The 12,876-nt window shown below is 58.7% G+C and carries 11 protein-coding genes; 7 read left to right on the top strand and 4 right to left on the bottom strand.

The features are described from left to right. Window positions 1–114 precede the first annotated feature (114 nt). From FHT97_RS01425 to rsmA, 7 genes are all read left to right on the top strand, one after another. Complete coding sequence (locus FHT97_RS01425; RefSeq protein WP_183860710.1) at window positions 115–852, top strand: phosphatase PAP2 family protein; 738 nt, start codon at window positions 115–117, stop codon at window positions 850–852. Window positions 853–953: 101 nt separating this feature from the next. Further along, the gene (gene lptF / locus FHT97_RS01430) at window positions 954–2,123 is read left to right on the top strand and encodes an LPS export ABC transporter permease LptF (protein WP_183859390.1); all 1,170 of its coding nucleotides are present in this window, start codon (window positions 954–956) and stop codon (window positions 2,121–2,123) included. Beyond that, complete coding sequence (gene lptG, locus FHT97_RS01435) at window positions 2,120–3,208, top strand: LPS export ABC transporter permease LptG (RefSeq protein ID WP_016553446.1); 1,089 nt, start codon at window positions 2,120–2,122, stop codon at window positions 3,206–3,208. The genes lptF and lptG overlap by 4 nt, the downstream gene beginning before the upstream one ends. Further along, window positions 3,208–5,565 carry an LPS-assembly protein LptD gene (locus FHT97_RS01440; RefSeq protein WP_183859392.1) on the top strand — a complete coding sequence of 786 codons (2,358 nt, stop codon included), beginning with the start codon at window positions 3,208–3,210 and terminating at the stop codon, window positions 5,563–5,565. The genes lptG and FHT97_RS01440 overlap by 1 nt, the downstream gene beginning before the upstream one ends. 185 nt (window positions 5,566–5,750) lie before the next feature. Further along, on the top strand, window positions 5,751–6,701 hold the full coding sequence (locus FHT97_RS01445; protein ID WP_183859394.1) for a peptidylprolyl isomerase: 951 nt from the start codon (window positions 5,751–5,753) through the stop codon (window positions 6,699–6,701). A 5-nt stretch (window positions 6,702–6,706) separates the two neighbouring features. After that, the gene (gene pdxA / locus FHT97_RS01450) at window positions 6,707–7,732 is read left to right on the top strand and encodes a 4-hydroxythreonine-4-phosphate dehydrogenase PdxA (protein WP_183859396.1); all 1,026 of its coding nucleotides are present in this window, start codon (window positions 6,707–6,709) and stop codon (window positions 7,730–7,732) included. After that, entirely contained in the window at window positions 7,732–8,559 is an 828-nt protein-coding gene (gene rsmA / locus FHT97_RS01455) for a 16S rRNA (adenine(1518)-N(6)/adenine(1519)-N(6))-dimethyltransferase RsmA (RefSeq protein ID WP_183859398.1), read from the top strand. Before pdxA ends, rsmA begins: the two co-directional genes overlap by 1 nt. Window positions 8,560–8,660: 101 nt before the next feature. On the opposite strand, the gene gmk is transcribed toward rsmA, so the two are convergent. The 4 genes from gmk to fabF all read right to left on the bottom strand — a co-directional run bounded on the left by gmk (window position 8,661) and on the right by fabF (window position 12,847). After that, a complete protein-coding gene (gene gmk / locus FHT97_RS01460; RefSeq protein WP_016553441.1) occupies window positions 8,661–9,326 on the bottom strand; it encodes a guanylate kinase in 666 nt (221 codons plus the stop codon). A gap of 3 nt (window positions 9,327–9,329) precedes the next feature. Further along, window positions 9,330–10,217, bottom strand: coding sequence for a YicC/YloC family endoribonuclease (locus FHT97_RS01465; protein ID WP_183859400.1), 888 nt, complete (start codon window positions 10,215–10,217; stop codon window positions 9,330–9,332). Window positions 10,218–10,231: 14 nt separating this feature from the next. Continuing rightward, on the bottom strand, window positions 10,232–11,467 hold the full coding sequence (gene mltG / locus FHT97_RS01470) for an endolytic transglycosylase MltG (RefSeq protein WP_016553439.1): 1,236 nt from the start codon (window positions 11,465–11,467) through the stop codon (window positions 10,232–10,234). A gap of 117 nt (window positions 11,468–11,584) precedes the next feature. Further along, window positions 11,585–12,847, bottom strand: a complete 1,263-nt coding sequence (gene fabF / locus FHT97_RS01475; protein WP_183751556.1) for a beta-ketoacyl-ACP synthase II — start codon at window positions 12,845–12,847, stop codon at window positions 11,585–11,587. Window positions 12,848–12,876 lie beyond the last annotated feature (29 nt).

Here is a 12,876-nt window from a genome sequence, read left to right on the forward strand (position 1 = left end):
CCTCGTTAACCGGATGTCATCTTCGCCGCATATTCCTCCCGTCGTATTGAGTCTACAGGAAACGCAAGATTGCTTACGGCATTTGGACTATTTGGGGGACGCCCCCCTTGGCGTATCGCTGCATCGGATCGCGCCGCGCCCTCCCGTACATTTGCCGGCCTCTTCTGTCTCTGGTGGGGCCTCCTCGCCCTGTTCAATGCCTTTCCCGAGATCGATATCTACGCCGCTGCGCACTTTTTTGTTCAGGAAAGCTGCGCCAACGCTGCCATCGGGAAATTCTGTGGCCATTTCCCCTACCGGCAAGAGACCTATCTCGCGCTCCTGCGAACTCTCTTCCTCCGGCTCCCGTATGCCATCGCTTTGATCATGCTTTGGAAGCTTGCGGCGTGTTATTGGCACTATGGAGCCACCTTCAATGCCGTACGCGCCCGTGCCTTCAAGGTGGCGCTCGCCTCCCTGATCATCGGTCCAGTGATTTTGGTAAACTTCGTCCTCAAGGCATACTGGGGACGGCCACGGCCCTACCAGACAGTGGACTTCGGCGGCCACCTCGACTTCGTACAGGCGGGTTCGATGGCTGGAAAGTGCATGGCGAACTGCTCGTTCATCTCAGGCGAAGCCGCTGGCGCGGGTTGGGTCTTCTGTCTCATTTTCCTGCTCCCGCAGCCGGCGCGTACCGCGCTTGCCCTGCCGCTCGCCGCCATCTCTTTCCTGGCGCCTGCGATGCGCGTTGCTTTCGGCGCGCATTATCTCTCGGACGTAGTCCTCGGATGGCTGTCGTCCGTCGTTATATTTGCAGGTTTTCTTGCACTCACCGATTCGCCACAGGGCAAAAAAAAATCTGAAATTTGAATGAATTTTCGACGCTGCCTTGTCGCAAAAGCGAACCAAAGAGCGTAGATGGATTTCGCTGCGCAGCGGCATCGGTTCGCAAATGGCGTTCAAGGGCATGAATGAAACTGCTTGAAACATATATACTCCGGCGCGTTGGCCAGATGTTTCTCGTTGCCCTGTTGCCGGTGCTCGCGATCATTTGGACGACTCAGGTCCTGCAGCGCGTCAATCTGGTGACTGATAGCGGCCAGTCGATGGGATCGTTTGCCAAGCTGGCGACACTGATCCTCCCTTCGATTATTCCGATCGTGCTACCCTTCGCAATTGTCATCGGCGTCACGCAGACACTGACGACCATGAACAATGATTCGGAACTGACCGTTATCGATGCGGCAGGCGCCAAGCGCGGAATCATCCTGCGACCGATTCTGATTCTTGCAGCGATCATCAGCGCCTTTTCTTTTTTCGTAGACAACGTTGTCGAGCCGAAGGCCAAGACCGGCGTTCGCCAGATGGTGGCCGCCGCCTACGCAGATCTGCTTTCCACGGTGATCGAAGAAAAGAACTTCCGCCGCATCGATACGGGTCTTTACGTGCAGATATCGGAGCGATTGGCCGGACGTGTGCTCAAGGGGCTGTTCGTCGTCGATGAACGCGATCCTGCTTTCGAGCTCATCTACTATGCACGCGAGGGCGCCGTTGACGAGAAGGGTACGTCGCTCATCATGCATGACGGCGAGGTTCACCGCAAAACGCAGACTGGTGAAGTCTCCGTCATTCGTTTCGATTCCTACTCCTTCGACCTTTCCGACCTCACACAGAACCGTGGCCAGGCGACGCTTCGCGCCTCCGACCGCGAGCTGCCGTTCCTGTTCAATCCAGATCCGAACGATAAGGACTACATCGCCAAACCAGGCAGTTACCGAGCCGAATTGCATCGGCGCCTGACGGATTGGGTTCTGCCGATGGTCTTTGCACTGATTTCGCTCGCGATTGCCGGCGATGCGCGTTCCCACCGTGAAGCCCGGCTGCATCCGATGGTGTCTGCACTCGTGTTCGCATTCGCAATTCGCTGGGCCTCGTTTTATGCCGCCAATCAGATCGACACGGATCCTGAGTATATCGGTGTGCTCTATTCGATTCCTGTGATCGCCAGCGTGCTCGCGATCGCGTCTCTGTCGCTTCACAAACGTCTATCGATTGTGTCTACGGTCAGCGACCGGATCGCCGCGCTCTGGCAGAAGCTGTTCAAGCGTTCAGCCGATCCGTCAGCGGGAGGCAGCGCATGATCTTCGGAACGCTCGGTCGCTACTTTTTCCGCCGCTACCTGCTGACGACAATGTGGTTCTTCCTTGGCGTGATCGGCATCGTCTACCTCGTCGATTTCAGCGAGACGGCGGGTCGCCTCTCGGGTCTTCCCGGCTATACCGTGACCGGTGGCCTGGTGATGACCGCCGTGCGCCTGCCGCTCATTTTGCAGCAGACTGTTCCCTTCATTGCCCTCTTCGTCGGCATGACGGTTCTGATTGCCCTCAATAGAAAATACGAACTGGTCGTGACGCGCGCCGCTGGCGTCTCGGTTTGGCAGTTCATGTCGCCTTTCCTTGCTGGCGCCTTTTTGCTCGGCGTTCTGGTTATGACCGTTCTCAATCCGCTGGCTGCGTGGGGGCAACGCCAGGCCGCCATCGTCGAAAGCAACTGGCGCGGAGAAGGCTCGGCTTCGAACACCGCCCCGCAAGTTCCGTGGATTCGCCAGATCAGCGGTGGCGACGATGCCGTCATAGGCGCGCACACGATTCTCGAGAACGGCACGCTGCTAATGGATGCAGTATTCGTGCATTTCGATTCGTCCGATCACATCATCCTGAGACAGGACGCCGCTTCGGCAAAATTGGAAGATGGTTACTGGCTTCTAAAGAATGTTGTGGAGCGTCGCCCGGGCGAAGTCGCCGTGCGCAAGGATGAGGTGCGAGTCCGCACCAATCTGAAACAAGATTTTGTCCAGCAGAGGCTCACAGCCCCTGAAACTGTTGGATTTTTTGACCTTTCGAGGCGAATTGACGCTGCGAAATCCTTCGGGATTCCGAGCAAGGCACTCGAGACCCAATTTCATTCGTTGTTGTCCCAACCGCTGTTGCTCGTGGCCATGACTCTCATTGCTGCAACAGTGTCCCTAAAATTTAGCCGGTTCAACCAATCGAGGTCAGTGATTCTGGGTGGAATCCTTTCAGGCTTCGTGCTTTATGTGGTCACCGTGCTTGTAAAAGCATTCGGAAGCAGTGGGGTTGTCCCGCCTTTCGTGGCGACGTGGATTCCGGTCACCGTTGCCCTGGCTTTGGGTGCAACAATTCTGCTTCATCAGGAGGATGGCTAGTGGCGGCAGGCGACCGCAAGACTTTTAGTAAACAGTTGGTTGCCCTGCTCGTAGGCGCAGCTCTGTCTACCTATTCCAACGGCTTTCCTGCTGCCTTCGCACAGGATGCCCTGCAAGGTATGAAGCCGAACGTTTCGGACGACCAGAAGCTGATTCTGTCTGCAAACGAGCTGGTCTATAACAAGGACTCACAGATCGTTTCGGCCATTGGCGGCGTGCAAATAAATTACGCCGGCTACAAGATGGTGTCGCAGCGCGTCGAGTACAATCAGCAGACCAGACGCCTGATGGCGCTTGGAAACGTTGAACTTGTTGGCCCTGACGGCAATCGAATGTATGCCGACAAACTTGACGTCACCGACGACTTCGGAAACGGCTTCGTAAACGCGCTCAGAATTGAGACCGCCGACAATACGCGCCTGGTAGCCGAAACCGGCGAGCGCGTTGGCGGCACGCAAATGATCCTGAACAAGGGCGTTTATACAGCCTGTTTGCCGTGCGCCGAGAGACCGGAAAAACCTCCGTTCTGGCAGGTCAAGGCCGAACGAGTCATCCAGGACGGCGTCAAGCATACGATTCGCCTCGAAAAGGCGCGCTTTGAGCTCCTCGGACAACCGCTGGCCTACGTTCCGTGGATCGAAGTTCCGGACAATACAGTGAAGCGGAAATCCGGCTTCCTTTTCCCGAGCTACGTAACGGCCCAAAATCTCGGCTTTGGCGTTTCTGTTCCCTATTATTATGTCATCTCGCCGAGCAGCGATGTTACGGTGACTGGCACGGGCTACACTACCCAAGGTTTCCTGCTGGACGCGGAATATCGCCAGCGGTACGAAAACGGCACGCATATTTTGCGGATGGCCGGGATAGATCAGGCGAGCCCGGGGACCTTCACGCCGGGCACCAGTGACGCCGAAAAAGACTTCCGAGGCGTAGTTGCATCTAAGGGGGATTTCCAAATCAACCCGCGCTGGGCGTTCGGTTGGGACGTTATGGTGCAGAGCGACAATAACTTTGCCCGTACCTATAGTCTTAAAGGTCTGGATTACTCGACGAAGACAAACCAGGTTTACCTGACGGGCCTCGGCAAGCGGAATTATTTCGATCTGCGGTCGTTCTATTTCGATGTGCAGAACGCCGATCCGAACGATGTCGCCGAGAAGCAGCAGGCGATCGTCTATCCGGTGATGGACTATCACTTCGTAGCGCCGCAGCCGCTAGCCGGGGGTGAACTCTCCGCCGATGTCAACTTCACGAACCTGTCGCGTTCCCACGACGACTTCTACAGTGTCGCCGGCTTCGACCGATTCCGTGGTCTCGACGGGCAGACGTCGCGCCTGACGGGGGAACTCGAATGGAAGCGGACTTTTGTGACGCCCGAAGGCTTCCTTATCACCCCATTGCTCGCTGCGCGCGGTGACGCCTTGGCGTTGAACATGACAGCACCGCCGACCTCTGGCACGTTTGTCTATGATGGCAACTACGATGACAGCAACGCTGCGACGCGTTCGATGTTTACCGCCGGGCTGGAGATGCGCTACCCGATCCTCGGGACGACAGCAAACAGCACGCACCTCTTCGAACCCATCGTTCAGATCTATGCTCGACCTGACGAACGGCTTGCCGGTGCTCTTCCAAACGAAGACGCACAGAGCTTCGTTTTCGATGCGACCAATCTTTTCGAGCGCGACAAGTTCTCTGGTTACGACCGCATTGAAGGCGGCACGCGCGCCAATGTCGGTTTCCAGTACACCGGCACGTTTGACAACGGCTACAAACTTCACGGGATTTTCGGCCAGTCCTATCAACTCGGCGGTCAAAACTCCTTCGACACTGCCGACCTGGTGAATGTCGGTGCAGAATCCGGTCTGGAAAGCGACGTCTCCGACTTCGTCGGGCTTGGCGGCATCGAGACGCCGCAGGGCCTCGCACTCGCCGCCTCCTATCGGCTTGACGAGAAGAGCCTGGCTTTCCGCCGCGGCGACCTGACAGCAGGTTTCCAGAACGACGATTTCCAAAGCCAGTTGATCTATACGCACGTTTCGGCGCAGCCGGAGTATGGCTTTGCCGAAGACAACGATGAAATCCAGGCGAAGGGTTCTGTTAAATTCAAGGACTATTGGTCGGTATTTGGCGGCATCGCGTGGGATCTTCAGGACAATAGCCTCGTTAGGAAGACATTCGGTCTGACCTACGAGGACGAATGCACGATCTTTACGATCGCCTATAGCGAGAAGCGTGACACCACTGCGGAAACCGCTAGTGACTGGAGCATCGGTGCCAGGTTGACCTTCCGGACGCTCGGCGACATCAACCTTGGCGGTCCCGTAGATACCAGCACGAGCATCTACCAGAATTGATGGGCAGTTCTGCTTACGGCGAAAGAAAGGGCCTTTCTTTCGCCGTAAGACTATGCAGGACATTGTCGCCAGTTGAGATCTAGGGCATATGCTGAATTTTCAGTTTAGAGCGGCACCACCCGTTTGGTCTTGGGAAGGTATGTGCGCCGCAACGTGAACGCGCGGCGTCAATGGGAAGGGTCGATATGATTGGCGCAAGAAAAACCGTAACAACGATGATTGCCGGCGCGGCTTTCGCGATCCTGGCGGCTTTTGCCACGCCTCAGACGGGTTCTGCCTTTGCTGCAAGCGAAGTCCGTGTGGTTGTCAACGGCACCGCAATTACCAGCGGTGATGTCGCCAAGCGCCAGGCCTTCCTTCGGCTCCAGCATCAGAAGGCGGATGCCAAGGCGGCTGAAGAGCAGCTGATCGAGCAAACGCTGAAGCAGCAGGAAATCTCGCGCGTGCGCATGTCGGTTTCAACAGATGACGTCAATGCATCGTTCGCGCGGTTCGCCACCGGCAATAAGCTGACGACTGATCAGATGACGCAGATTCTCGATCGCGCCGGCGTTGGTGTCGACCACTTTAAGGCCTTCATTGCGGTACAGATGAGCTGGCCGCGTCTCGTCAATGCCCGTTACGGCTCAAGCAACCGTATGTCGAACTCCGACCTTGTTGCCCGCATGATGGAGAATAAGCAGAAGCCGGAAACCACCGAGTATATTCTGCAACAGATGATCTTCGTCGTCCCCGCCAGCAAGAAAGGCATCGTCGGCAAGCGCAAGAGCGAAGCCGAAGCATCCCGGTCGAAATATCCAGGTTGCGATCAGGCAAAGGTCTTCGCAGCAACGATGCGGGACGTATCGGTCCGCGACCTCGGTCGCGTTCTTGCCCCTGAACTTCCGGCTGAATGGAAGCCGCTTGTGGAACAGGCCAAGGGCAACACGACGGCGACGCGCGTGACCGACAGGGGCGTCGAATACATCGCAATCTGCAGCCAGCGCCAGGTGTCGGACGACCAGGCTGCGGAAATGGTGTTCCGTCAGGAGGATCTCGACAAGGCGAAGGCAGATAAGAACGCCCCTCCGGACAACCCCAACGCCAAGAAATACATGGACGAGCTGCGCAAAAAAGCGCAGATCATGCGTCCCTGAGCACGATGTCGATCTCATTCTCGCGCCCCCTTGCGCTGAGCCAGGGTGACCCGGCCGGTGTCGGGCCAGACATCACATTATTGGCCTGGATGCGACGCAGGGAGCTTGGGCTCCCTCCATTCGTGTTTATCGGCGATCCCGATGTGTTGGCCTTGCGCGCCAAGCTGCTTGGCGTGACGGTTGCCATTCGCGAGACCGATTGTGCCAATGCCGATGCCATTTTTGCCGATGCCCTCCCCGTGCTGCCCGTAGCTGCAGGCGTCGAGGTCGCGGCAGGCAAGCCCCACGTCGCAACAGCGAAGGCCACGATTTCTGCGATCGAGACTGCCGTCGCGCTGACGATATCGGGCGAGGCGCTTGGCGTCGTCACCAATCCGATTGCGAAGTCGGTGCTCTACGAGTCCGGCTTCCCGTTCCCCGGACACACCGAATTTCTGGCGGATCTCTCCGCACGAGCAACGGGACAGGCGGTGATGCCGGTGATGATGCTCGCCGGTCCGAAGCTCCGCGCCATTCCTGTGACAATCCACATCCCCCTCAAGGACGTGCCTCAGTCTCTGACGGCAGAACTCATCATCGAGACCTGCCGGATCGCTGACGCCGATCTCCGACACCGTTTCGGCATTGAGCAGCCCCGGCTCGCGATTGCCGGACTCAATCCGCATGCTGGTGAAGACGGCACGATCGGCAAGGAAGATGAGGCTGTGATCAGGCCCGCCATCCAATTTCTGCGGTCCGAAGGCATCAATGCGATCGGCCCCCTGCCCGCCGATACCATGTTCCACGACGAAGCTCGGGCGCGGTACGACGTCGCAATCTGCATGTATCACGACCAGGCCCTGATACCCGCAAAGGCGCTTGGTTTCGACGATTCCGTTAACGTGACGCTTGGATTGCCCTTTGTGCGCACCTCGCCCGATCACGGGACCGCGTTCGGCATTGCCGGTAAGGGGCTTGCTCGCGAAGGCAGCCTTGTCGCGGCCCTGAAGCTGGCCGGCCACCTTGGGCGCACCGCAGAAGGGCGCCGTTAATGGCTGCCTTGGATGGGCTTCCGCCCCTTCGCGACGTCATTCAACGTCATGGCCTCGATGCACGTAAGGCGCTCGGCCAGAACTTCTTGCTCGACCTAAATCTGACCCAGAAGGTCGCGCGAACGGCTGGCTCGCTCGAAGGCGTTACCGTCTTTGAAGTTGGCCCCGGTCCGGGTGGCCTGACGCGCGCCATACTGGCACTTGGCGCGAAGAAGGTGATCGCCGTCGAACGCGATTCTCGTTGTCTGCCTGCTCTTGCCGAGATTGCGGACCACTATCCGGGACGGCTCGAGGTCATCGAAGGCGACGCCTTGAAGACTGATTTCGAGACCTTGGCTCCTGAAGGCCCGGTGAAGATCATTGCTAACCTGCCCTATAACGTCGGGACGCAGTTGCTGGTCAATTGGATCTTGCCGAAGCAATGGCCCCCCTTCTGGGAATCGCTGACGCTGATGTTCCAGAAGGAGGTCGGCGAGCGCATCGTGGCAACGGAAGACGGCGACCACTATGGACGGCTGGGTGTACTCTGCGGATGGCGTACGAATGCGCGTATGGCGTTTGACGTCCCACCGCAGGCCTTCACGCCTCCCCCAAAGGTCACGTCGACGGTCGTCCACCTGACGCCGAACGAGAGCCCGATCCCTTGCTCTGTCACCGCCTTGGAGAGGATCACGCACGCTGCCTTCGGCCAGCGCCGCAAAATGCTGCGGCAAAGCCTGAAGCCTCTCGGAGGCGAGGCCTTGTTGAACAACGCTGACATCGACCCGCAGCGACGCGCCGAAACGCTTTCGGTCGTCGAGTTTGTTCGACTGGCGAATTGTCTCTAAGCTGCCTCCGCTTGGAGCGGTAGGCCAGGCCTGCAAGGTATTGGAACGGCCGACACCGGGCTCGCGTTGAGCCCATAACATCACTGGATCGACCTGCTGGCTTAGAGCTTCGGCTCTTCGGTCAGCAGCCCGTTGACGAAATCGAACAAACCGTGGCGCCGGTCTCGGCGGACGCGTTCGGCATTGACGATGCAGCTGACGTTGCGAAACGCCTCGTCAAGATCGTCGTTGACGATGACATAGTCATATTCCCGCCAGCGTTCGATCTCTGCGCGAGAATTTAGAAGGCGCGTGCGAATAACCTCTTCCGAATCTTCAGCGCGACGATGCAGGCGCGACTGCAGTTCGGTCATTGTCGGAGGCAGCACGAAGATCGAGACGATATCGGCCTTCATCTTGTCCTGAAGCTGCAAAGCGCCCTGCCAGTCGATATCGAAGAGCATGTCGCGGCCTTCAGCCATAGCGGCTTCCACCGGCTCCCGCGGCGTGCCGTAGAAATTGCCGTGCACCTCCGCCCACTCGAGCAGATCGCCCGCGTCGCGCATCCTCTCGAACTGGGGCACAGTGATAAAGTGGTAGTGCTTACCGGCGATTTCGCTCGGTCGCTTGGCTCTCGTCGTAACGCTGATAGAGATTTCGAGACTATGGTCGTCCCGGAGGAGGTTGCCGGCAATCGTCGACTTGCCTGCCCCGGACGGCGAAGACAGAACAAGCATCAGCCCGCGCCGGGCGATCTTCGTTGGTGTGCTCGACTGGGCCGGGTTCATAATTCACTCCAGATTCTGGACCTGCTCGCGGAACTGGTCGATGACGACTTTCAGCTCGATGCCGGCGGCCGTGACAGCCGCGGCATTCGACTTGGAGCAGATGGTATTCGATTCTCGGTTAAATTCCTGTGCAAGGAAATCGAGCTTACGCCCGACCGGGCCGCCTTTGCCGAGGAGGTCTCGGGCAGCGACCACATGTGCCTTCAGACGATCGATCTCTTCACGAAGATCGGCTCTCGTGGCGAGCAGCGCCGCTTCGGCGTGCAGCCTCTCGCGATCGAGCTTTGCCGACGCCTCCAGGAGCAGAGACACCTGAGCCGCCAGCCGCTCGGCAATCTCCTTGGGAGAACGGGAGGGGTCACGCTCGATCGTCAGCGTCAGTGCTTCCATCGTCGAAACGTGATCCAGAAGCACGCGCGACAACGCGGCGCCTTCCAGTTCACGCATGTGCCGCAACTCGGCAAGAGCGGCAAGCAACCCTTCGACGACGTCTTTGTCGCGGGCTGCGATGGCCTCGTCGCCATCTTCGGTCTCGCGAAACTCGACAATACCTCTGATGCCCAGCAGTGTATCCAACTGCAGTGGCGTGGGATCGATTATGCCACCAAGCTGGTCGCGCAAGGATAACACAGCCGAAAGTGCTTCCTGGTTCAGCACCGTCTCGACGCGACTTTCGCCGGCAGACACCGACAGCGACGCCTGCATGTTGCCCCGGCTGAAGTGCTCAGCGGCAAGACGACGGACATCATTCTCCATGCGCTCCAGCCCGGGTGGAAGGCGCAATCGCAGATCCAGACCCTTGCCGTTAACCGAACGCAGTTCCCAGGCCCAACGCCAGCGGCCGCTGGTGCCCTCACGCCGCGCAAAACCGGTCATGGACTGCAAAGCCATGCGAGCCTCCAAAATCAGTTGGTCTTCTTTTTCTTTTGGGCAGCAGGCGCAGCAGGCGTTTCCGGCTGCGTCTGGCTCTCCGGCTGTCCGTCGACCGCAATATTGGGGTCTGCTCCCTTCGCAGCTTCCAGTTGGCGCCAGCGCTTGACGTTGGCGTTATGGTCTTCAAGGGTGGCCGCGAAAACATGACCGCCGGAACCATCAGCAACGAAGTAGAGATCCTGCGTCTTCCACGGATTGGCGACAGCCTCCAACGCGTCTCGGCCCGGATTGGCGATTGGCGTCGGCGGAAGGCCCTTGATCACATAGGTGTTGTAGGGCGTTTCCTTCTTGAGGTCCGATTGATAGATCGGACGATCCGCCGGCTTTCCATCGCCGCCAAAGAGCCCGTAGATGATCGTCGGATCGGACTGCAGCCGCATCCCCTTGCCCAGCCTGTTGAGGAAGACGGAGGCAACATGGGCGCGCTCGTCGGGAACACCGGTTTCCTTTTCGACGATCGAAGCAAGGACGACCAGTTCATCCTTTGACTTGAGCTGCAGCGACGGATCGCGCTTGTCCCAAACCTGATCGACAAGCTTCTGCTGGGCCGCCGCCATCTGCTCGATGATCTCTGCCCGCTTCGTTCCACGGGAGAACTTGTAGGTATCGGGACGCAGGCTTCCCTCTGCAGGGACCACGGCCGGCAGGTCGCCTTCCAACACGGCGTCCTCGTTCAGACGATTGAACATCTGGCGGACGGTAAGGCCCTCAGGGAACGCGACAGAGTACAGAATCGACTTACCGGATTTCAGCAATTCCATGATGTCGTTCATGGAAGCATGTGCCTTGATCTCGTATTCACCCGCCTTGAGGCTCTCGCCATCATCCAGATGCGTTGCAGTGAGGTAACGGAAGATACGGGCGTCCGACACGATGTTGTTGCGCTCAAGACTTGCGGCAATCTCGGCCACGCCAGCGCCGTTTCGCACAATGAAATTTGTGTTCGTCTCCAGCGGCCCAGGGTTCTGGTACGTCGAGATCGCGTAGTAGAAAAGGAAGACGGCGGCTGCACAACCGAGAACGACAAGCGTCATCAGGAAATTCAGGAAAATGATAACCTGGCTGCGCGCTTTCTTCGAGCGCTTCGGCGGCTCGGGCACGCGTTCCGGCCGAAGCGCCTCGCTTGGCGACTTGGGAATAATCGGCCCACTCTGGGTCTGCTGGCTCTCTTCGCCGATCGTCCCGTTGTTCTGGTTCGTATCGTTCACCGGCAATCCTCTAAACTTGGCCTCAAGTCCCGCTTCTTGCTAAGCAATGCGGCAAAATGCAGGTGGGGCCACGCCGCGCAAGGTGCAGCCCCACTGCCAGGACGTCAACACCTGAGATCAGGCGACGTAGCGGCGAAGCACCAACGAGGCATTCGTGCCGCCGAATCCGAAAGAATTCGACAGGGCGACGTTGATTTCCCGCTGCCGCGCCGTATGCGGGACGAGGTCGATCGCGGTCTCGCGCTCCGGATTGTCGAGGTTGAGCGTTGGAGGCGCAATATTGTCTCGGATTGCAAGCGTTGCGAAGATCGCCTCGATTGCGCCAGCGGCACCGAGCAGGTGACCTGTTGCAGACTTCGTCGACGACATCGAGATTTTGGAGGCTGCATTGCTAACCAGCCGCTCGACCGCACCGAGCTCGATCGTGTCGGCCATCGTCGATGTGCCATGGGCGTTGATGTAGTCGATATCGGCAGGCGTCAACCCGGCACGCTTCAACGCCATCGTCATGCAGCGTTGCGCACCTTCGCCGTTCTCGGACGGGGCCGTGATGTGATAGGCATCACCCGAGAGACCGTAACCGACCACCTCGGCATAGATCTTGGCGCCGCGCGCCTTGGCGTGTTCCAATTCTTCGAGAACGACAATGCCGGCACCCTCGCCCATGACGAAGCCGTCGCGATCCTTGTCGTAGGGACGCGACGCCTTGGTCGGATCGTCGTTATGCTGCGTCGAGAGCGCCTTGCAGGCGGCAAAACCAGCCAGTGAGATGCGGCTGACCGGGGATTCCGTGCCACCGGCGACCATCACGTCGGCATCGCCGAACGCGATGAGACGGGCGGCATCGCCGATCGCGTGAGCGCCGGTCGAACATGCGGTGACCACCGAGTGGTTCGGACCGCGCAACTTGTGACGGATCGATACCTGGCCGGATACGAGATTGATCAGGCGACCGGGAATGAAGAACGGCGAAATTCGGCGCGGGCCCTTGTCGCGCAGCGTATAGCCAGCTTCGACAATCCCTTCGATGCCGCCGATGCCGGAGCCGATCAGGACACCGGTCGCAACCTGGTCCTCATCGCTCTCGGGGTGCCAGTTCGCATCGTTCAGCGCCATGTCGGCCGCTGCCATGCCGTAGATGATGAAGGGATCGACCTTGCGTTGTTCCTTAGGCTCCATCCAGTCGTCGGCGTTGAAAGTGCCGTCGCTACCGTCGCCAACCGGAATGCGGCAAGCAATCTTCGCAGGAAGGTCGTCGACTTCGAACTCAGTGACCAGACGGGCGCCGTTCTGACCCGCAAGCAAGCGGGACCACGTCACTTCCGTTCCGCATCCCAAAGGCGATACCATGCCGGTACCTGTTATTACGACCCGTCTCATCGACTGCATTCCCCCGCCTTTTTTGTTCT

This window comes from Rhizobium sp. BK399 (assembly GCF_014194695.1).
Taxonomy (GTDB): domain Bacteria; phylum Pseudomonadota; class Alphaproteobacteria; order Rhizobiales; family Rhizobiaceae; genus Rhizobium.